Source organism: Bacillus sanguinis (assembly GCF_018332475.1).
Lineage (GTDB): Bacteria > Bacillota > Bacilli > Bacillales > Bacillaceae_G > Bacillus_A > Bacillus_A sanguinis.
In genome coordinates this window covers 1-23302 of record NZ_BOQB01000001.1, presented here as the reverse complement: position 1 = coordinate 23302, position 23302 = coordinate 1, and the positions used below count along the sequence as shown (strand labels likewise).

At 36.5% G+C, this 23302-nt stretch carries 13 protein-coding genes and 1 riboswitch; of the genes, 6 read left to right on the top strand and 7 right to left on the bottom strand.

Annotated features, from left to right (window positions below; translation table 11 throughout):
* Window positions 1-58 precede the first annotated feature (58 nt).
* The gene (locus KI369_RS00065) at window positions 59-1606 is read left to right on the top strand and encodes a glycoside hydrolase family protein (protein WP_212954667.1); all 1548 of its coding nucleotides are present in this window, start codon (window positions 59-61) and stop codon (window positions 1604-1606) included.
* Window positions 1607-1717: 111 nt separating this feature from the next.
* Here the strand turns inward: KI369_RS00065 and KI369_RS00060 are convergent, their stop codons facing one another.
* Entirely contained in the window at window positions 1718-16771 is a 15054-nt protein-coding gene (locus tag KI369_RS00060; RefSeq protein ID WP_212954666.1) for a DUF11 domain-containing protein, read from the bottom strand.
* A 122-nt stretch (window positions 16772-16893) separates the two neighbouring features.
* Here KI369_RS00060 and KI369_RS00055 point away from each other — a divergent pair, with 122 nt between their 5' ends.
* Window positions 16894-17754, top strand: coding sequence for a GNAT family N-acetyltransferase (locus KI369_RS00055; protein ID WP_212954664.1), 861 nt, complete (start codon window positions 16894-16896; stop codon window positions 17752-17754).
* A 35-nt stretch (window positions 17755-17789) separates the two neighbouring features.
* Here KI369_RS00055 and KI369_RS00050 read toward each other — a convergent pair whose 3' ends face one another.
* Window positions 17790-18350, bottom strand: a complete 561-nt coding sequence (locus KI369_RS00050; RefSeq protein ID WP_073536424.1) for a cysteine hydrolase family protein — start codon at window positions 18348-18350, stop codon at window positions 17790-17792.
* Window positions 18351-18532: 182 nt separating this feature from the next.
* On the opposite strand from KI369_RS00050, the gene KI369_RS00045 reads away from it, so the two are divergent.
* Complete coding sequence (locus KI369_RS00045; protein WP_001195212.1) at window positions 18533-18793, top strand: DUF6123 family protein; 261 nt, start codon at window positions 18533-18535, stop codon at window positions 18791-18793.
* Window positions 18794-18795: 2 nt separating this feature from the next.
* Here KI369_RS00045 and KI369_RS00040 read toward each other — a convergent pair whose 3' ends face one another.
* The 3 genes from KI369_RS00040 to KI369_RS00030 form a co-directional block, all read right to left on the bottom strand.
* Complete coding sequence (locus KI369_RS00040; RefSeq protein WP_140420187.1) at window positions 18796-19701, bottom strand: DMT family transporter; 906 nt, start codon at window positions 19699-19701, stop codon at window positions 18796-18798.
* A gap of 13 nt (window positions 19702-19714) precedes the next feature.
* Window positions 19715-20101 (bottom strand): reverse transcriptase-like protein, encoded by a 387-nt coding sequence (locus KI369_RS00035; RefSeq protein WP_000573873.1) that lies wholly within the window; start codon window positions 20099-20101, stop codon window positions 19715-19717.
* A gap of 70 nt (window positions 20102-20171) precedes the next feature.
* On the bottom strand, window positions 20172-21044 hold the full coding sequence (locus KI369_RS00030; RefSeq protein WP_212954663.1) for an aldose 1-epimerase family protein: 873 nt from the start codon (window positions 21042-21044) through the stop codon (window positions 20172-20174).
* Window positions 21045-21176: 132 nt separating this feature from the next.
* Window positions 21177-21221: riboswitch (PreQ1 riboswitch) on the top strand.
* Window positions 21222-21227: 6 nt separating this feature from the next.
* Here KI369_RS00030 and KI369_RS00025 point away from each other — a divergent pair.
* The 3 genes from KI369_RS00025 to KI369_RS00015 all read left to right on the top strand — a co-directional run bounded on the left by KI369_RS00025 (window position 21228) and on the right by KI369_RS00015 (window position 22713).
* On the top strand, window positions 21228-21713 hold the full coding sequence (locus tag KI369_RS00025) for a QueT transporter family protein (RefSeq protein ID WP_212954662.1): 486 nt from the start codon (window positions 21228-21230) through the stop codon (window positions 21711-21713).
* Window positions 21714-21864: 151 nt separating this feature from the next.
* Window positions 21865-22524, top strand: coding sequence for a ribonuclease H family protein (locus KI369_RS00020; protein ID WP_212954661.1), 660 nt, complete (start codon window positions 21865-21867; stop codon window positions 22522-22524).
* A 12-nt stretch (window positions 22525-22536) separates the two neighbouring features.
* Entirely contained in the window at window positions 22537-22713 is a 177-nt protein-coding gene (locus KI369_RS00015; RefSeq protein ID WP_000358801.1) for a zinc-finger domain-containing protein, read from the top strand.
* A 33-nt stretch (window positions 22714-22746) separates the two neighbouring features.
* Here the strand turns inward: KI369_RS00015 and KI369_RS00010 are convergent, their stop codons facing one another.
* Entirely contained in the window at window positions 22747-22995 is a 249-nt protein-coding gene (locus tag KI369_RS00010) for a DUF2564 family protein (RefSeq protein ID WP_000534395.1), read from the bottom strand.
* Window positions 22996-23114: 119 nt separating this feature from the next.
* The coding region (cspB, locus tag KI369_RS00005; RefSeq protein ID WP_098564621.1) for a cold shock-like protein CspB at window positions 23115-23302 on the bottom strand (188 nt) is incomplete at its 5' end.

Here is a 23302-nt window from a genome sequence, read left to right as displayed (position 1 = left end):
CTTTTAAGAGAAAACTCACATATTATATGAAAAAGGTAATATGAGGAGTGAATTTATTTTGTCAGAATATATTGCTTCCCAAGAAGATTGTGCACCAGAAAATAGCGTTCATATTGATTGTTTTGGAGCAGTTCCGAACTCAGGGAATGATAGCTCATTAGCAATTCAGCAAGCTATAAATTATTGTGTAGCGAACCGAATTTCGACGGTTAGAATTACAGGGGTGAATACGTACAAAATTGTAAAGCCGATTGTTATTAAATCAAATGTAAGGTTAGAGCTAGATCCTACTGTTACATTGCAAATTGATGGAGATTTTAATGCGTTTGAACTGCAACAAAATGCGTCTATTACAGGTGGTACAGTTCAAGTTATAAATCCAGTGTTTCAATCTACGGTTATTTATGTTTCCGGTTCACAACAAATAGAAGTTCCTAATCACTCTCTTATATCAAATATAAATATAATAAATGCAACGTCGTCATATAAAGGTAAGGCTATACACTTTTATTGTCAAAAAGCATGGGATTATATTAGTTTTTTTCAAGTTAACTTTGTTCAAATTAAAAACTTTCAAACTGCGATACATTTAAAGACAGAATATATAGATGATATAAATACACCTTGTTGGATTAACGCAAATGTATTTCAATCTATATTTATTGATGGATGTCAGTATGGGATAGAAGTTGATGGAAACAGTGATTTACCGAATGAAAGTTCAGGGAATACGTTTCATGATATTCAAGTGCAATGTAGACAGCAAACGAAAAAAGTCATTCGTTGTACGGGTGCCTATAATACATTTGATTGTATGATTTGGGATACGTACCGGATGAGTAGTGAACAGATCGTCATTGAATTTTCTTCTAATTCGCATCGTAACTACCTTTTTTCAAATTTACTTTCCACAACTATTGTAGATAAAGGGCAATATAATACTTGTAAGTCTACCTATGAAGAATCTCTTCGGATTCAGTTACCGATTACGTTAAATAAACCACATTTAATAGGGAATCAAGATGATATTTTAATAAATGCTCAACAGAAGTATACTGTAAAGCAAGTAAGTGGGAAAATACCTTACGGGGGGAACCTTGCAAATTGTTTTAATTTAATAGATGAACAAAGTGTAAACTATATCGATGTTCCAGATAGTAATCCAGTTGTGATTGAACTAGATTTCACGAAAAATCCAATCAAAATGTTGAATTGTTTTGGAATGTATTTTGGGTGGGGAGAGAGCCCGAAGAAAATTAAAATTGAATATGCATTAAGTGCAACTGGAAATTGGGTTGTTGCATCGGATGTTCCATTAAATGTAGGCGATACAATTATATCGAATATGAAGGCGAGTCAGTTATATAAAGTTAGAATTACATTAAGTGGTTATTCTCAAGACCATAAGCGTTTTCGGATTAATCGTATGTTTGCAAGATCGTCGATGGAAAATGGGAATGCTTGGTTAGCGACAACTGGCGGAAGAATGTTTGGAGATATTGAAATAGAAGCAAGTAAAGGTATCATTATGAAGACTGCTAGTGGAGCGAAATGGAAAGTAACGATTAATGAGGCTGGCCAGCTTATTACGACTAAAATAACTTAAGATGATGATTGGTTGTAAATGCTTGGACGAGTTATTAGGTAGTACGATAAAGGGAATGAAAAAGAGATTGTAATTTGGTTTCAACCAAACTACAATCTCTTTTTGTTTACATTAACGCCACCAAATCCAAGTCCAAAAGTAATTTCGTATATTTTGAGGGGTAATGCGTATAAAACGTTCGCCGTCAAAGAAACAATTGAAATTTGGAAGTGTTTCATCAGGATTTTTTGGAATAAAGGTGACGATATTTTCGTTGCTTGTAACGGTTACTGTAATTGGTGGATCGGTAGGCGAGACTTGAAGTTGTAATGAAACATTTGCGTTATTTTTAAATTCATTATTAACGGGCGGATTTATCACTTGCACTGTGAATAACACGATAATTGTTTCGTTTGGTTCCAAATTAGTAGTGACTAGGAAACCGATATTTGGATTTGCTAGTGGAGAACGTTCCCCATTAATGGAGACAGTGCCGTTTATAAATTGTAAACCTGCTGGAATGGTATCTTGTAACGAAACATTTGAAAGGGAAATATCAGAAGTATTCATAATGTGCACCGTATAATCAAAATATTGGTTTAAATAAGCTGATCTGACGGAAGCGTTTTTCACTACTGTTGCAGTTATAAATTGAACTGGTATACGAACAATATTTGAGTTAACAATAAAAGTAATAATTGGGTCCTGTGGTGCCAATTGAAAAGCGGCTGTGACGGTAGCAGAATTGATAATGGTACTGTTTGAAGGAATAGAAGTGACGAGAACTTGAAATGTTAGCGTTGCTACTGCATCTGCAGATAAAGAACCAATATTAATGCCGGTGTCTGGACGAACATTTGGAACCGGAGTCCCGTTAATTGTTACGCTATTTTCTATAAATGTTGTACCGGCTGGAATGCTGTCTATAATGGAAGTACTTACTGTAGGGATTGGGGAATCATTAAATATCTCTAATGTGAATGTAAGAATATCACCTAAAATGACAATTGATTTATCAGCTGTTTTTTCAGTTTGAATTATCGGATTAATAATTGTCGTTGTAACAGTATTTGTTTGCTTTGTAACGGTATTTATTTGCCTTGTAATCGTAATAGGTGGTTCGATTGGACCGATAATAGGCGTATAGGAAATAGTAGCATCGTTATTGATTGTAGATTGAAGAGTAGAAGAAGATATTGTCACTTGGAATGTAATAATAACAGAGTCATTAGGAGCAAGAGTTCCTAACGTAATACCATTTTCAGGATTCGCATTAGGCTGATTGATTCCGTTAATCGTAACACTACCAAAAACGAATGTCGTATCTACTGGTGCCGTGTCTACTAGAAGAAGATCTTCAATAGTGATGTTACCGTTATTAGTAATCGTAATGGTATACGTTAAAGTTTGACCAGGTAAGGCAATCGTGAAATCAACAGCTTTTATCGCAATGACATTATCATTTTGGACGGTTGTTGTGACTGTATTTGTTGTTGTCGTATTTGTAACAGGTACGTTATTTGGGTTTACTATATAGTTAAAAGTAGTGATTGCTTGGTTGTTGAGTTCGTTTTGTATTGGAATAGAAGTCACAGAAACTTGGAATGAAGCGATAGCAATTCCACCTACAATTATAGTGCCAATTGGTATACCACTTACTGGATTAACTCCTGGAAGAGTTTCTCCGTTTACAATGACGCTATTTTCTATAAACGTAGTACCTTGAGGAATCATATCTTGAATGACTACATCATTTGCTGCAACATTACCAGTTTGATTGAGTGTAATCGTATACGTTAACGTGTCACCGACTGTTGCAAATGCAAGGTCAACAGTTTTGTTACTATTCAAAGTCGCATGATTAATTGTTGTTACGGCAGCTGATGAAATAATAGTTTCGGTAATAGGTGGTCGATCTGGTAACGTGTATTGGTATTCAACTGTACTCGTGTTAGAGATTGGATTTGTTTGCGGAATCGAAGTAACCCGTACTAGGAATAGAATAGTTGCTGTCGTATTAGGTGGAATGTTATCAAGTTGTATCCCGCTAAGTGGGTTGTCATTTGGACGAGCGGTGCCATTTACAATAACACTATTCTCTATAAAGCTCGTATTTGCTGGGATGATATCTGTAACGATAATGTTTTCTACTTGTATATTCCCGTTGTTTGTGATGGAAATTGTGTAAGGGATAATCGTTTGTAGGTCAGCATATTGGATAGGTGTTGTTTTTATAGCGAGTACATTAGCAGAAATAACTTCAGTGAAGGTAATATTACTAGTTGATATTTGTTCCTCGCCATTAATTGTATAACGAGAAGTTGATTGGTTTTGGATAAGACTGCTAGCTGGAAGAGATACCACAGTAACGGAAAACGTGACTGGGATAGAAGTGTTAGGAGCAATCGTTCCTACAAGTATACCAGTACTTGGATTCGCGTTAAGCTGAGGGATATTATTTACTAAAACACTACCGTCTATAAAGGTTGTTCCATTAGGGATATTGTCTGTAAATACAACAGAAGTAGCATCCGTATTTCCTGTATTCGTTAAAGTTGTTGTATAAGTTAAAATGTCACCAATTGCTACAGAGGTCAAATCAACAGTTTTCAGTGAAACGATATCAGCGTCATTAATTTGAACGAAAGTAGTATTGGAAGTAGTAGATTTTTGAATTGGTGCAAAGTCAGGGTTGAAAATAAAGTCGTAGACGATGTTTGCGGTATTAGGAGTTGGGTTTACAACAGGTAAATTCGTAACAGAAACTTGGAACGTTATTGTAGTTACTTGACCTGACGTAATATTAGGAATGGAAAAGCCGATATTTGGATCTGCTGCAGGAAGTACAGTGTTGTTAACTGTTACACTCCCCGGAATAAATACTGTTCCATCTTCTATCGTATCTGTAAAAAAGATGGAGTTAGTTGTGGTGGAGCCGTTATTTTGAATGAGTACTGTATATTCAATAGTTTCATCAATATTTGCTAATACTGTATTAGCGGATTTTGCAGCGATAAGAATAGCATCAATAAATTGTATATTTGTAGTATTGGAAGAGATTGTTTCTGAAATTGGTGGTGCGCTTGGTTCCGGTTGATATTCATAGTGAATGACGGCGATATTATTAATGTTATTTTGAGAAGGTATAGAGACTACATTTACTTGGAATGTAACAATAATCGTATTGTTTGGAAGAATTATATCAAGATTGATACCGGTAATTGGGCTTTCATTAGGCCTTGGTATGCCATCTACAAGGATGCTATTTGGAACGAATGTGGTGCCAGCGGCAATTGCGTCAATGAGGAGAGTATTTGTAATAGGTATTGTACCAGCGTTTGTAACTGCGATTGTATATGTGATGATTTGACCTATGCGTGTAATAGATCTGTTAGCGGATTTAATTGCACTAACATTTGCCGTCCGCACTTCAGTATTTACTGCATTTGATAACGATCTGCGCTGAATAATAGGAGAACTAGGATCAATTTGGTATTCATACGAAGTGTCTGAAATGTTAATGACTGTGTTGCCCTCTGGTATACTTATAAGTTGTACTTGGAATGAAATAGTGACTGTTTCATCTGGTTGTATCGTGCCAAGAGTTACTCCATTTTCAGGGTTCGCACCAGGCTGGATTACATTATTTATTGATAGGCTATCTTCAATGAATATAGTACCTTCTGGAATGTTGTCAATGAACAACGTATTGTTAGCTGGAACAGTTCCTATATTTTGTAGTGTATTTGTGTAGGTGATATTTTGCCCGGTGGATACGAAAGTAACATCCGCCTGTTTAACAGAAATAATATTTGCATTTTGAAGTGATGTTGTAACGATATTAGAATTTACAGAGCGATTCACTGGTGGAGCTGTAGGAATACTTACATATTGGTAATTTACAGATGATTGATTTACAATTTCAGTTTCAGTTGGTGGGTTATTTGTTTGTACTTGAAATAGTATTGTTTTGGAACTGTTTGGTGGAATCGTTTCAATTGGTATTCCGTTTTCAGGATTTACACCAGGCTGAAGTACACCGTTAATTGTAACACTGTCTGGAACGAATGTAGTCCCAGCTGGAATAGCATCTGTAAAAGTAATATTTATTGCGTCAACATTGCCGATATTTTTCACTTCAGAAATATAAAGTATAGTTCCGCCAATATCTACAGTTATTGGATTGGAAGTTTTTATAACTGTCAATTGTGCTAGCACGAAATTTGTAATGACAATATTACTTGTAGATGTTTCAGTAATAGGCGGTTGTCCTGGGTCTGGTTGAATTGTATATGTTGTATTAGATTGATTTGTAATCGATTGTCGCGAGAATGAATCGTTAATAAGAATTTGGAATGAAATCAGGTGTGTAGCGTTTGCTGCTAGGTTAGGCAAAGTAACACCTGCATTTGGATTTGCACCAAGTATAGCTGTTCCGTTAAGTGTAAAACTATTTTCTACGAAAGTAGTCCCTTCTGGAATCATATCTGAAAATAAAAGATTAGTAGTTGGGATATTTCCAGTATTTTCTAGTGTTATCGTATAGGTCAAAATATCCCCTGTTGTCGCTTGTGGTGCATTGACTGCTTTTAAAGAAAGAATATTTGCATCCGAAATTTGTGTAAAAGCTGGATTAGACGTAATTGTTCGAGAGATGATAGGAGCAGTTGGGTCAGCGATAAAAGTATAGTCAATACGGGCTATATTAGAAATTGGATTCACAATTGGAATGGATTGAACGATAACTTGGAATGTGACGGTGACGATTTCTGAAGGTGCAATGGCGTTTAAGAGGATTCCTACGTTTGGATCGGCACCTGGAACTGAAATAGTATTAATGGTCACACTATTAGGAATGAATGCAGTTCCTTCTGGTACTAAATCTGTTAAAGTAACTGTATTTGCCGTAGTATTTCCGTTATTTTGAACGACTACAGTGTAAGTGATTGTACCTTCAGTAGACTGTACGAGGGAATCTGTATTTTTAATTACAGATAGTGATGCATCAACGACAGCTGTATTCACCGTATTAGATGAAGATGTTGCTGTAACTGGTGGTTGACTTGGATCGACAATATACGTGTAACTTGTAAGTGCTTGATTTATAATCGCTCCTTGCGGTGGAATAGAACTTGCAAGGAATTGGAATGTAATCGTAGCAGAATCACCTGGTGCGATAATACCAACTGGAATACCGAGAGTTGGACTTGCATCTGGAAGTGAAATCCCGTTAAGCGTAACACTATTTGGAACAAATAATGCTCCTTCAGGAACTCCGTTAATGAGTAATACAGAATTTGCAGGGAAGTTTCCAGTATTCGTTAATGTTGCTGTATACGTAATGGTATCTCCGATAGATACGATTGATCGATTTGCTTCTAAAACAGTTGTAACTGTAGCGTTATTAATTTGTGTGGAAGCACTATTAGAAGTTATTGTACCTGTAACAGGAGGAGAGGCTGGATTAACTATAAATTCGTATTGAATAGATGCAACGTTTGTAATTGGGTTTGAAGGTGGAGTAGATGTAACGATGACTTGGAAAGTAACAGTTAAAGAACTACCCGCGTTCACTGTTCCGATATTCACTCCGCTATTTGGATTTGCACCTGGAATGGTACTTCCATTTACAGTAAAACTGTTTTCAATAAAGGTAGTTCCTGCTGGAATTAGGTCTGAGAAATTTACATTCGTAGCGTTCGTATTGCCGCTATTTTGAATTAAAACTGTATAAGTGATCGTGTCTCCAATATTCGCAAAGGCTGTACTAGCAGTTTTTACAGCTGAAAGTATTGCTGAATTAATAGAAGTAACGAAGACATTCGTTTCCACATTGCCAGGCTGAGCTTGTAATGCATTTCCTACGTTGTATTGGAAGTTCACAAATCCTAAGTTTTGGAGTTCTGGTGTAAATGTTGTTGGATTACTTACGATTTGAACTTGGAATATGATTGTTACAGTTTGATTTGGAATGATCGTATTTATGCCAATACCGCTGGTAATAGAAGTGGATGGTAATGGAGTACTATCAACAATAACGGATCCTGCAACAAATTGTGTCCACGATGGTATCGGGTCTGAGAAAATAACGTTATTGGCAGGAATATTTCCAGTATTCGTAATCGTAGTTGTATACGTAATCGTATCACCAATCGTTGCAAAAGCTTTATCTCCGATTTTAGTAGTAGTTAAAATAGCACTTTCAATTGTTGTTGTAACACTATTTGAAGTAATGTTTTTTGAAACAGGAGGATTAGCTGGATTAACGATATGCTGGAAGCTAACGCTAGCTTGATTAGAAATTGGATTTATAGGCGGAATTTCATCGGCACTAATATGAAATGCTACGATGACAGACTGGTTTGGCGCGATATCACCAATCGGAACGCCTGTAATGATGTCTGCATTTGGGATGGTAGTTCCGTTAAGTGTAAAGCTATTCGGTTCAAAGGAAGTTCCGTTTGGAATTAGGTCGGTAAAAATAACATTCGTTGCACTAACATTTCCGCTATTTGTAATCGTAACGGAGTAGATAATATCTTGCCCAATGTCTACTGTTGACACATTTGAATTTTTTTGTGCAGTAAGGATAGCACTATTAATTTGTGTCGTCGTTGTATTAGATTGATTAGAAGTTGAAATGAACGGCTGATCGGGATCAACAATATAACGGTAAGTGGTAAGAGCTGAATTAGAAATAGGATTGTTGATTGGGAGCGTTGAAACGGTGGCTTGGAATGTGACAATTGATGTGCTTCCACCATTAATGGAACCGATATTTACACCAGTAGATAAATCAGCGTTTGGAATAGTTTGCCCATTAACTGTGAAACTGTTCGGAACGAAAGTTAAATTGCTGTCAAGAATATCGATAACAGTTACGTCCGTTGCAGCCACATTCCCGGTATTAGGAAGGTTAAGTGTAAATGTTATTGTATTACCAACATCCGCAAAAGTAAGATTTGCTGTTTTTGTACTAATAATAGTCGCATTGTTTATTTGAAGAAGTGTCGTGTTAGAATTAGCTGTACTTGAAACGGGAGGACTATTTGGATCAACAGTAAACTCATAATTCGTGGATGCGGTATTCGGTGCTGGATTAATAGGTGGAATGTTGTTCACCACAACTTGAAAGACGATACTATATATTTCATTAGGCGGAAGTGCTGCAAGTAATACACCGGTATTTGGATTCGCGTCAGGTTGTAAAACACCATCAACAGTTAATGTGTTAGGAACAAATGTGAGTCCGCTCGGTAATGCATCCGTGAATACAATGTTGGCTGCATCTATATTTCCTATATTCGAAATAGAGGTAGTGTAAAAAGCAGTTTGCCCAATATCTGCAAAGGAGACACTTTCATTTTTCGTCATGGATAATATAGCTTCGTTAATTTGTGTTGAAACAGGATTACTAATTGAAGTTTCTGCATCAGGCGGTGAGACTAATTGATACGATGTTGATGAGAAATTTACAATTGGGTTTTCGGTTGGCAATGACGTTACAGTAACTTGGAACGAAACTGTTACTGTAGTCCCAGCTGTTATAGGTCCAATATTTACACCATTCGATGGGTCCGCACCACTTTGAGAAACCCCATTAATAGAAAATGAGTTTGCAATAAATGTAGTTTCGCTCGGCATGTTATCTGTGAAAATAACATTTTGTGCAGATGAATTTCCATTGTTTGTTAAAGAGACAGTATAAGTGAGTGTATCTCCGATGTGGCTAAATGTTTTATCAACTTGTTTAGATGAAAGAATGGTAGCTGTATTAATTGTAGTGAACACTGTGTTTGAAGTAACATTTCTTGAAACAATCGGTGCATTTGGATCAGCGATAAATGTGTAAGAAGCAGTAGCAGAATTGGCAATAGGATTTTGAACAGGAGTCGAAGTAGCGGTCACTTGAAATGCTATAGATATTGAGCTGTTAGGAGCAATTGATCCAATTGTTATACCTGTATTAGGGTTAAGCCCAATTTGTGTGATGCCATCTATTGTGACGCTATCAGTAATAAACGTTGTACCATCTGGTATAAGGTCAGTGAAAGTAATATTCGTTGCATTTGTATTACCAGTATTCGTTAAAATTGTCGTATAGGTAATGGTATCACCTAGCGTTACAAGTGTTTGATCGACCGATTTTACCATCGTTAACATAGCATCTAGTACGGGGTTTGTAACGATGTTCGTTGAAGTAGAAGTAGTAACAGGAGCTCCGTTTGGATCAACAGTATAAGAGTATAAAATTGTATCGTTACCCATAATCGAGCTTGAAGGCGGAACAGAAATAACATTTACTTGGAAAGTAACAGTTACTGTTTCACCTGGAGCGATATTTGGTATAGTTACTCCAAGTGCTGGCTGTGCACCAAGCTGTTGGATGCCATTTATTGTGACCGAATCTGGTACGAAAGTAGTGCTGGGAGGAATGGCACTTGTAAAAGTAATATTCGTTGCTGGTGTATTTCCGGTATTCGTAATAGTCGTTGTATACGTAAGTGTATCCCCGACGGAAATAACCGATTTATCAACAGTTTTTGTTGTAGTTAATATTGCACTATTAACGGTCGTTGAAACAGTATTAGATATAGTTGTTTGTAATGCGGAAGGTTGGCTAGGATCAACCACATGTTCAAATTGTACGGAACTAAAATTAGAAATTGGATTTATACTTGGAATGTTTGTGACAAGTACGTTTATCGTAATAGCAACCGTACTACCAGGGTTTATATTTCCAATCTGAATTCCGCTAGCTGGATTTCCAATTTGCTGTGTACCAGAATCGTTTGTAAGTGTTCCGGAAATAAATGTTGTTCCTTCAGGTAAAATATCTGTGAAAATTATATTTTGTGAAGTGACATTTCCAGGGTTACTTAATGTAATTGTATAAGAAATTGTATCGCCAATCGTTGCGAAAGTTTTATCTACAGATTTGATTGCCACAACTTCCCCAGAATTTATTTGTGTTGAAACAGAATTAGATGTCGTACTTCGTGAAACAAGTGGTAAATTAGGTCCTGTCATAAATTGGTAATCAATCGAAGCGCCGTTTACAACCGGTGAGTTTGGACCTCCAGGTCCAATTGTGAAAATTGGATTTGGAATACTAACTACTTGCACGCGGAAGGTGACGTTTGTAAAATCTCCTGCAATAATATCCCCAATTGGTATTCCGTTAGCTGGATTTACCCCAGGTAATAAAACTCCACCTACTCGAACGCTATCTTCTATAAATACTGTATTATTTGGAATTGGATCTGTAAAAATGATATTAGTAGCAGTTGTGTTCCCGATATTTTCTAATAAAACTGTATACGTTAAAAATGAATTTCCAGGTGCGACGTCAGAAAAGATACGGTCCACACTTTTCGTTGCTTGAATAATTGCTTCGTTAATTTGCACTAAAGTTGGATTACTTGTAGCTGTTTCTGTCACTGGCGGCTCGGTAGGATCCACAATGATAGAATAAGTTGTGCTAGATTGATTCAAAGTTGGATTTGTAGCTGGTATTGAGCCAACAATCGCTTGAAAACTAATTGTTATCGTTCCTCCAACCGGAATTGTGTCTAAAGAAATCCCGTTATCTGGTCTAAAGCCGAGTTGTGGGATCGTATTAATTTGTACACTATCAGGGACGAATGAAAGTTCAGGTGGCAATATATCGATAAAAACAGGTGTGTTAGCGGTAGTATTTCCGTTATTAGTGAGCGTAGTTGTATACGTAATTGTATCTCCAACAGCGGCAAAGGCACTGCTTGCAGTTTTCGTTGCGATAACGGAAGCCGAATTTACTTGCGTAAAAGTTGTATTGGATTGAACTGTTCGTGAAACAGGCGGTTCATTTATATCTACAATAAAACTATATTGAAGTGATGATTGGTTTGGAATTGGATTAGGGTTTGGGAGCGTTGTAATGTTTACTTGAAAACTGAGTGTAATCGATGCATTTGTATTCAAGTTACCAATATTGATACCGTTTTGTGGGTTTGCATTTGGAACGGTTACCCCGTTTATTTTAAAGCTATTTGGGACAAAGGCAGTACCGCTTGGAATTGTATCTGTAAAAATAATGTTATTAGCAGTAGTATTTCCTGTGTTTGTAACAGATGAAGTGAATGTAATCGTATCACCAATTGTAGCGAAAGTTGTACTAGCATTTTTATTTAAAACTAAAGTAGCGTCAACAATTGGGGTAGCGGTCGTGTTTGTTACAGTACTACCAACAGCAGGTGATTGGTTTGGATTCACTGTATATTCATAATTTACAAGGGCGTTATTCGTTAAAGTACCGCTAGGAGGAATCTCAAGAATTTTTACTTGGAATGTAAGAAAAGTAGTTCCTCCTGGTGAAATATCGTCTAAATGAATACCTAATGAAGGATCTAATCCAGGTTGAGAAACGTTATTTATCGTAACAGAATTCGGTATGAAGGATGCGCCTGGTCCAAGTCCGTCTGTTAAAACGGTTGCACTAGCAGGGATATTACCCGTATTTGCCATTGCAATCGTATAGGTAACAATATCACCAATTGCAGCATTCGGTGTGTTCACTGATTTCGTAGCGATAATCGTAGCGTTGTTAATTTGAGTTGTTATTACGTTACTTAATGCGTTGGCGGATGCTGGAGGTAAGTTCGGGTCTACGACATATTGGTACGTTGTGTTACTTTGATTTGGGATTGGATTAGGATTCGGGATGGAATTTACTTGCACTTGGAACGAGATGGTCGTATTTGCATTGGGGTTTATTGGATTAATTGCTATGCCATTTGCTGGATTTGCATTAGAGAGTGTAGTGCCGTTTACTGTTACACTATTTGGAATAAAAGATGTCCCGCTTGGAATAGCATCTGTAAATACTACATTTGATGCAAGTGTGTTCCCGCTATTCGTTAAAGTAGTCGTGTACGTAATAATATCATTTATGTTCGCAAACTGTTTATCTGCAGATTTTGCAGCGGTAATCGTTGCATTATTAATAGTCGTCTGTACAGTGTTAGAGGCCACCATCTGCATTACAACTGGTTTGGATGGATCGTACGTGTATTGGAATGTAGTGCTTGATTGATTCGTAAGCGGATTTGGACTAGGAATAGTTGGTACAGAAACTTGGAATGAAACAGTACGTGATGAATTCGCTCCTATCGTACCAATTAAAATGCCGTTAGCAGGGTTTGCATTAGCTATAGGGACACCGTTAATCGTTACAGTATTAGGAAGGAAAATGGTACCAGCTGGAATGATATCTGTAAACGTTACATTAGAGGCAGGGATATTGCCGTTATTCGTTAAAATCGTTGCATAAGTTATGACATCGCCAACATCAGCAAAATTTGTGCTTGTTAGTTTCGTAGCAACAATATTAGCAGTATTAATTTGTGTAGCTACGATATTGCTAATAGCGTTCCTAATAACAGCAGGTAAATTTGGATCTGCGATAAAGCTATATTGGAGTGCAGCGCTGTTTTGAACTGGATTTGGTGAAGGTAAACTATTTGCACTAATTTGGAAAACAATTGTTGTAATGCCGCCTGCTGGAATCGTACCAACTTGAAGGCCGGCACTTGGATCCGCACCTAGCTGTAAAGCACCGCCTATAAAAATACTATTTGGTACGAGAGTTGTGCCAGGAGGGAGTATATCGGTAACGACAACATTATTTGCTGGAGTATTTCCAGTGTTAGCTAAAGCAATGGTATATGTGATTGGTTGCCCAACATCAGCGATAGTTACATCTACCTGTTTGACAATAACTACATTTGCTAAGTTGATTTGTGTACTTACAGTATTACTTACAGATGTTTCTATAGTTGGTGGATCGCCTGGATTTAGAATAAAGCTATATTGTGTACTAGATGAATTTATTGTTGGATTTTGTGTTGGTAAAGAGGTGACAGTTACTTGATAAGAGACGGTAAGTGAGCCGTTCGCAGCAATGGAAGGTAATGGAACACCTATATTTGGATCTGCGTTATTTTGAAGTACACCATTAATAAGGAAAGTGTTTGGGATAAAGGTAGTGCCGTCTGGATTTGTATCTACGAAAGTGGGACTATCAGCAGTAACGCTTCCTTCATTCGTTAAAACGACGGTATAAGTTAATACATCTCCTACAGTAGCGAACCCTTTATCCACTGTTTTTGCTGAAATAACATTTGCGTCATTTACTTGAGTAAATGTAGTAGTTGAAGTAGTGTTCTTACTTACAGGTGAAGCGTTTGGATCCACGATAAAGTTATAGGAAATAGAAGCACTATTTGAAATAGGGTTTGGATTTGGGATGCTAGTTATTACTACTTGGAATGAAGCTGTAATTGTAGTATTCGCATTGATGCTACCGATATTGATGTTAGCTGGTGTAACACCTGGCTGAGTAACATTGTTAACTATAACACTGTTTGGTACAAAGGCAGTACCATTCGCGATTGAATCGGATAGTACTACATTGTTCGCCGCAACATTTCCATCGTTTGTAAGAGAAAAGGTATACGTTAATACATCCCCAACTTCCGCAAACGTTTGACTTACAGATTTATTAGCATGAAGATTTGCTAGTCTAATTGTTGATGTAACAGAATTAGAATTTGCTGTTTTTGAAGTTGGTGGCAGACTTGGGTTTACAGTATATAGATAAGAAGCGAAAGCATTATTAATGATAGGATTTTGGGCGGTAATATTGATGACTGTTACTTGGAAAGAAAGGGTAAAAGTAGCTCCGCCAGGAATTGTTCCGATAGGTAAAGCAACGAGAGAATCTACATTTTGCAAAACTCCGTTTAATGTTACAGTACCAGGAGTCAATATCGTTCCATTTGGAAGTGGATCTGTTAGTTGCACGTTAGTTGCAGCTGTATTTCCACTGTTTGTAATAAGAATTGTATAACTGATTGTTTCGCCAATTGTAGCAAATTGTTTATTTGTTGATTTTGTTAATGTTACATTCGCATTGTTAATTTGAGTGGAAACGAGATTCGAAGAAATGTTTTTTGTAACGGGTGATTGGCTAGGATTGACGGTATATTGATAAGAAGCGCTTGAACCATTAGATACGACATTCGCCGCTGGAATTGTATTTACTACTACTTGAAATGAAACGTTTTTTGTTGTGCCAGTTGGAATAGATCCTATATTCACACCAGTAGCGGGATTTGCTCCAACTTGTGTCGTGCCATCTATTGTTAAACTGTTGAGAACAAAAGTTGTTCCAGTAGGAATGACATCTGTAAAAATAACGTTATTCGCATTCGTATTACCTGTACCTGTAAAGGAAACGGTGTACGTTAGTGTGTCACCAATATCTGCAAAATTTTTATCTACTGCTTTCGTCATTGTTACAGTAGCATTATTCACTTGAGTGGAGACAATATTTGTCGTATCAGTCCCGCTTACTGCCGGTTGATTTGGTACAGGAATGTATTGGTATGTTGTGGTGCCACTATTTAATATTGGATTTGTTTGCGGAATAGAAGGAACGAATACTTGAAATGAAACAGTAGTAGTAGAATTTGCAGCAATAGATCCAATTGATATACCAGTAGCAGGATTTGCTCCTGCTTGAGTAACCCCGTTAACAGTTACACTCCCTGGAATGAAAGTAGTTCCGCTTGGAATTGGATCTGTATATATAACGTTAGTTGCAGCGATATTTCCTATGTTAGCTAAGGCAATACTGTAAGTTAGCGTTTCACCAATATCGGTAAAAAGTTTGTTAACTGATTTTGTGCCATTAATATCTGCGAGGTTAATTTGTGTTCCAGCAGAGTTGCTTGTTGCAAGACCATTAAAAGTCGTTCCTCCGGCGATTGGTGTATATTGAAATGTAATATTAGCAGTGTTAGAAATCGGATTTTGATTTGGAAGGGAAACGACAGTTGCTTGGAAAGTTACTGTACGAGAAGCGTTATTATTAATAGTTCCGAGAGATATACCAGCAGCCGGATTTGCATTTGTTTGCGGGATATTATCTACCGTTACAGTGCCAGGTATAAAGGAAGTACCGTTAGGGAGAATGTCTGTAAAAATAACGTTATTAGCAGGAAGAAGTCCGGTGTTAGGGATAATAACGGTATAAGTGAGAACGTCTCCAATTGCCGCAACACTTTTATTTACGCTTTTCGTTGCTTGTATATTAGGTGAATTTATGTTGATTTGTAAACCGACTGTATTTAACATATACGCGTCTCCGTTAGTTGTTAAACGGATTGCGGCGGACACTTGAGAATTTGTTAAATAAGGGGAAATATCAATGGAAGTAATGTCCCAACCTTGCCTTCCTGCGGAGATATTTGTACTTGTAGAAGCGTTTTGATTTCGCGTTCCAAATGTTCCAGTTGTATCTAAGTTTCCAGCGGCATTATTCACTTGAGAACCAAAGAAATTATTTACAGCATTATTTGGCCCAGATAAAGCATTTAATGAACTGAAATTTGGTCCAAATAATGCTTGATCTCCTATTAAATCTGCATCTCCTTCAATAGAACTTAAAAATAATCTCCCGCTTACAGGTCCTCCTGCAGGTGTTAAAAATCCAGAAACAGCTACATCTGCACTACCAGTATCAGCAGAAACACGGTTACCCGCTACATAAATGGTTAAGTTTCTTGCTGGTAATGTCCCGTTTTGATAAGCCACGATAAGCGTCCATCCAGCCGAATTAATTGTTCCATTAGAAGCATCTATAGGATCTACAAGTCCAGGGACAGCTCCTGTAGTATAAGAACCAGAACCTCCCGCTTGAATAAGGGTTGTTACGTCTGCTGAACGAGTGTAAAAGCCAAATGTAATAGAGTTTGAAACGAATGTTTGATTTGAAGCCGTAACAGCTGAAGGAGTAATCGAGTATGTTGAAACAGGTGTTGTAAAAGAAACTGGATTTCCTAATACACTCGTAATGTTTTGATCACGAGATAAATAGTTTCCACCCCAAACGAGTTCTGCGTAAAGAATCGTACTACCAGCAGGGATATTTAAAATAGCGGTAGAACTATTTTGTGTATAGTTTAATGTTGTACCAGCAGGAAAAGTAGGTACTTGTAAAGCGGTATTCGTAGTTGCGAATGCACCAATTGCCCCGATTGTACCAGCACGATTTTGATTACTAATTTTACTTAAGCCGAGTGTATTTCCTGTAATAGCGAGTGCACCGTTAGTGGTGGTAGAAAATCGATTCGTAATGGGCATGTTGTCACCTCATTTACAATATAATCTTGGTCAAAATAGGATATGTATGTGACAAATAAAGGGAAACATGTACAAGTTGATTTAGTAATAATGATTTAAATGTCTAGATAAGGGGATGGAGAATGCTTGGATTGAGAATAATAGTGGATCGTCTTAGAAAAGAAAATATAGAGGATATTGTTGCATTATCTTCTTATATTGGCTGGGATTATAACGGAGAAGAAATTGAGACTATTTTTGACTCAGGTATTGTATACGGTGTGTGGAATAGGAGGAAGGAACTTATTGCTAGCGCGGCAATAATATTATATGGAGAGAAAGTAGCGTCTATCGGAATGGTCATTGTACATCCAGATTATAAGGGGAGGGGGATTGGAAAGGCGATAACAGATTCATGTATTAAGAGCGTATCGACTCAAACTCCAATTATGCTTATTGCTACGGATGAGGGGAAGCCTTTATACGAAAAGTTAGGATTTAGAGCAGTAAGCTATGTTTGTAAATACATATGTAACTCGTACAATGTGAATGATTATTGTATAGGAAATGAAGATTATATAATGAATTATGAAGAGTGTGATTTAGAAAAAATAATAAAAATAGATGAAGATGCATTTGGAACAAGTCGAAACGAGTTTTTAAAACAAAGAATTATGCAAAGTGATCAGTGCGTCGTTGTAAAGGATACAAAAGAAAATGTAGTAGGATACGGTATAAGTATACAAACGCCAGAAAATAAAATAATAGGACCGATCGCTGCTAAAAATGATGCAATGGCAATGAGAATTGTACATGATTTAGCAAGAGAACATCATGGTAAATTAAGAATTGATGTACCAGAAGGAAAAAAAGATTTTATGAAAAAATTAGAGATTACTGGTTTTCAAAAGGTGAATACACCACCAATTATGATGAGAAATAGTGATCAATTTTTGAAAAGGAATGGGGAACTATACAGTATTGCAGCGCAAATTTTTGGATAAAAAAGAATCCTTCTGAATGAAGGATTCTTTTTTTGTTAATCACGATATTGGTCGTGAGTTGGTTGGAAGAGGTCTTCCTCGATATCTCTCACCATAGAAAAATGATCAACGTTATAATGTCCATGTAGGGTTTTATTATGATGACCAATAATTTGTTCTGCAGATAATACGCTAGAATCAGTTGTGGAATGACCGTTTTTAATTAATGTAACGTCAAATCCTTGTACAGTAGCTGTTCTAACGGCGGTGTCGATGCAATGTTCTGTTTTACATCCACCGATAACGATATGATTAATTTTTTCTTCTTTTAAAAGTTCAAGTAAAGAAGTGCCATAGAATGAGTTTGTTGCTGCTTTATTAATAAGGATTGCAGACTGAGGTACTTTAATTTCATTATGTACTTCAAATCCTTCTCCGCTACCAGAAGCAACATCGATATCTCTTACGAAAACAATAAGGGCATTTGCATCTATCGCTTTCTGTACGGCTGTATTTAGTGTAGATAATAAATCGGTTTTACGAAAAACTTCTTTTTCTTGTTCATTTCCATCCATTAATTCTTGCTGCGCATCGATAATTAATAGTGCTTGTTTCATCGTGTCTCCCCTTTAATATGAAATAAGTGCCACTATACATATTCATTCATATTGCAAGGAAATCCTCTATTGTCTATGCAGTAGACGATAGATTTACAAAGTTGTCAAAGAAATTTCATTCTCATAGCGTGTAAAAACATGTATGATAAGAAGTGGAGAATTTTTGAGTAGGTGGGAATATCATGCAAACAGTAGAAGATTATCTTTCATTCTTACATACGAAAGGATTTAAACTATCAGAGGAAGCGCAAGGGTTTATTATGTTCGGACAAGGATATACTGGTGCATCTGATGGAATTGTGAACGCAGCAATAGAAGCGACAATTAAACATCAATTACAGTTTGATGGGAGTTATTTTGTTGCGTTATTAGAACGATTGAAAGAAGAAGAAATTACAGATAAAAAAAGCGCTAAGGCTTTTATGCGGAAGTTACAAGCGTAACTTCACGCAGCCTGCGCTTCTTTTTTTGTTTTGGAAGGTAATTCAACAAAAACCATGCCTAGGAAAATACATAGGCATCCGAAAATAGCAGAAATAGAAAGTTGTTCGTTTGCAACGAGAACGCCTGTTAAGGCAGCAAAAACGGGCTCCATTGCAAAAATAATTGCTACTCTCGTTGGAGACGTATGTTTTTGTGCTGATGTTTGAATGAAAAAAGCAATGGATGTCGCGAATAGTGAAGTTAGAAATAGAGCAAATAAAAAGGAAGAATTCGTCCATAGTGCTACTGAAAATAATTTTTCCCAATCTTCAAACAAAAAGGCGCAAATAGAAGAAAACATACCGACAGCTAATACTTGCGACGTGCTTAATAATAAAGGTGATATTTTCTTAGAAAAGAAGCCGTTAACGAGAATATGAGCAGCGAAAGCAACTGCACAACCGAGAACGAGTATATCTCCAATGTTTAATTGAAAAGAATCACCAGCTGTTAATAAGTATAAACCTGCTGTTGCTACAGCGATGCCAAGTACGATGAAAATGGTAGCTTTTTGTTTTAAAAAGATAAAAGACAAAATGGGTACCATAACGATACTGAGCCCTGTTAAGAAACCTGCTTTTGAAGAAGTTGTATACAGTAAGCCGAATGTTTGTAATACATAGCCAACACATAAAAAGAACCCAACGATTAATCCAGCGAGGCTACTCTGTTTTATATGTTGTTTTGAAGTTTTTTTTGAGAAAATCATTTGAACGAATAATAAAATAATTCCAGCGAATAAAAAGCGAATACCATTAAAAGTAAATGGACCAACGAAAGACATAGCATTTTGAACGACAACAAACGTAGCTCCCCAAATAAAAGAGACAAATAATAAAGCAAGAGGAGCAATCCAATCTTTTTTCACACTCATACCCCCGTTAATTTTGTAAGATAGCCTTTCTAGCTAATTCATCAGCAACTTTATTTTGACTGCTTGGAATCCACTTAATAAAAAAGAGATCGAAACTTTTTATGTACTGCAATGCTTCCTCTAATAGTGGTGCAAACATTTTATTTTTTGCGTATTCTTTTTCGACAGCTCGCTCAACAAGTTGTGAATCTGTACGAAAAGAGACAATGTTATAATTATGCTCCGTGCAATATTTTAATGCCGCAAGTAAAGCGTGGTATTCTGCTTCATGATTGGACATTGTCCCAAGAGGCAATGATAATTGTACAGCTGGTTGAACCCCTTTAATAAACACGCCTGCACCAGAAGGACCAGGATTTCCTTTTGATGCACCATCAATATATACTTCAATCAAAATGAGAAACCTCCAAATGATGAGATGATCCCCTACTTATATGTTTCCTTGAAGTAGGGGATAGAGTAACTTAGCCGATTGTAATACTATAACGACATGTAAATGTTTCATTCGCTTGTAAAGATTGAATACCTTTTTTTTCCTTGAAATCTTTTGCGGGATGTACTTCATCAGCAATCCCGTACCAAGGTTCAATACATAAGAAAGGTGCGTTCTCACCTGGTGTCCATACGCCGACAAATGGGAATCCGTCAAATTCTACTTTTACAAATTTATTATGTTTATGAGAACGAATAGAGATTTCATCCGTATTCATATTTTCAAAAATAAGCGCATCATTTTTAAATAGATCATATGTAAGTGGTAATTCATTCGTACTTTCAGCGATTAACTGCTTTTTATTTGAAAGGTAAGGTCCTTCTAATACACTTGTTTCTAAGCGTTCAGAACCATTAAATGATAGGTGATAATCTGTAAATGATTCACCCTCTAATAACGGGAAATTAAAACCAGGATGCGCCCCGATTGAGAAGAACATCTCTTTTGAAGTAGGGTTATTCACTTCATATGTTACATGAACGATTTGTCCGTCTAGCTCATAAGAAACGAGTAATTCGAATTCGTATGGGTATTTTTTTAATGTTTCTTCAGTACTAGTTACAATATAAGTGATTTTCGTTTCACTTTGTTCTTTTACAGAGAATGTAAGATCACGAGCCAAGCCATGTTGTGTTAATGAATATGGTTTACCATCTACGTAGTATGTATTATCTACTAATCGGCCGACAATTGGGAATAAAATGGGTGCGCGGCGCCCCCAATAAGTAGAATCACCTTGCCATAAGTATTCCGTGTTGTCTTCTTTTAAGCGAACGCTTTGTAATTCTGCACCTTTGTCAGAAATGGAAACGATCACTTTTTCGTTTTGGATTGTTGCAGTCATGAAGTAAAACCTCCTAAATCTTTCATATATTTCATTATACGTTGTCTAAAAGAAAAAAGGTAGTTCATGATAGGAATCTATTGACGAAAGGAAGGCTACCGCGTAAAATATAATCTTGTTGCTTAAAAAACGAATAACGTGGTTCGAAACCATCCCACGTAAAAAAACTAAGGAGATTTTGTCATGAATATTAGAACATTAGTCGGTAATGGTATTTTAGCGGCATTATATATTGCTGTTTCTATGCTTATTCAGCCATTTGGCTTTACGAATGTACAGTTTCGTATTTCAGAGATGTTTAATCATCTCGTTGTATTTAATAAGAAAGCAATTTACGGAATTGTATTAGGTGTATTTTTAACGAATCTCTTTTTCTCGCCTATGATCGCTTACGATTTAGTATTTGGAGTAGGGCAATCTATTCTTGCATTAGTTGCGACGATTATTTCTATGCGATTCATTAAAGGTATTTGGGCTCGTATGATTTTTAATACAGTTATCTTTACAATTACAATGTTTATGATTGCAATTGAACTTCATCTTGCGTTTGATTTACCATTTATGTTGACTTGGTTAACATGTGCAGTAGGTGAATTTGTTGTCATGGCAATTGGTATGCCTGTAATGTATTGGATTAATAAACGAGTACAATTTGAAAGATTTATGTAATAGATGAAAGAGCTATTCCTAAAGGGATAGCTCTTTTTGTATGTAATCACATTGAATATAATGCTGTGACTCTAGATAAAATATAATAAAATAAAGTGAGGCTTTCATTAGCTGGCTACATATAAGAAGTCTTATATAAGGGGAATCTAGTATGAAATATAAAATTCATTGGTTGTATAAAACAAAGCGCGGTTTGCAGACGGAATTAACGACAGACTATATGAACATAGAAGATGTACTGCAATTTGCAGAGGATTTTGAGAAAACAGGAAGAGTGAAAGAACTATCATTTTATGATGAAATGGATACAGAATGGTCATTAAAGGAAATGAAAAAGCTAAGTAAACAAGTGGAGGAAGAGCCCCAAGAAATAGTCGTTTATTTTGATGGCGGGTATGATGTTCAGACGAAAGAAGCTGGAGTAGGTATATGTGTATACTATAAAAAAGGAAATACAAAATACCGAATTCGCCGTAATGCATATATAGAAGGTATATATGATAATAATGAAGCGGAATATGCATCATTACTATACGGCATGAATATACTCAAGGAATTAGGGATTAAGTATGAAGCAGTTACGCTTCGCGGTGATTCTCAAGTTGTACTGCAGCAATTGGCTGGAGAATGGCCTTGTTATGATGAGCATTTAAATCATTACTTAGATCAAATTGAACAAAAGGCGAAGCGAATGAAATTAAAACTTGTATGTGAGCCGATATCTAGAAAACAAAACAAAGAAGCACACCAATTAGCTACGCAAGCATTAGAAGGAACAGTAATTGATAGTCATAAAGAAATAACCGAATAGAGAGGTGCAAAGGTGGATAAAAAGCAACTCATTACAGAGGTAAATGACTTATTAGAAACGTATTGTGAAGGGTGTTTTTTGCGAGAACATAATCGAAAGACAAATAGTAAGTATTATGCTCATTCCTTTTGTATTAGGCAATGTACAGTTGGAGAAACGTTGAAAAAGTATGGAGAACAGTTGTCATGAAAAAACATCCAGAGAAAATTCTCTGGATGTTTTTTAGTGTCTAGCTTCGTTTAGTTGATGCTCGCATTTGCTTAATTTTTTTTCTTCATTCATCAGAAATGGCTCATCTAAATCTGTTGCCACAGATTTCATAATTTCAAGCTGAGAGCGAGCAGCTTCTACAGCAGTAGTAGCATGCTCTAATGTATCTGGATCCATTGAAATTGTCGCTGACCCTACCATTTTTTGTGCTGTTTCTACACGGAATTTTACTTCTTCAAAATCATTTACTTCTGATCCCATTGCTAATTCCTCCTTTGTATATTGCGCATTTCATATAGTTTTTGCTCTGGAAAACGGAAATATACAAAGGAATAACAAAGGAGGTTACCAAGTTAGGTAACCTCCTGTCATATGTTGGATTAAAGTTTTACTACGTTAGCAGCTTGAGGCCCGCGGTTTCCTTCAGTGATATCGAAAGATACTTCTTGACCTTCTTCTAAAGCTTTGTAGCCGTCGCCTTGAATAGCAGAGAAATGTACGAATACATCGTCAGCGCCTTCCATTTCGATAAATCCAAAACCTTTTTCGTTGTTAAACCATTTTACTT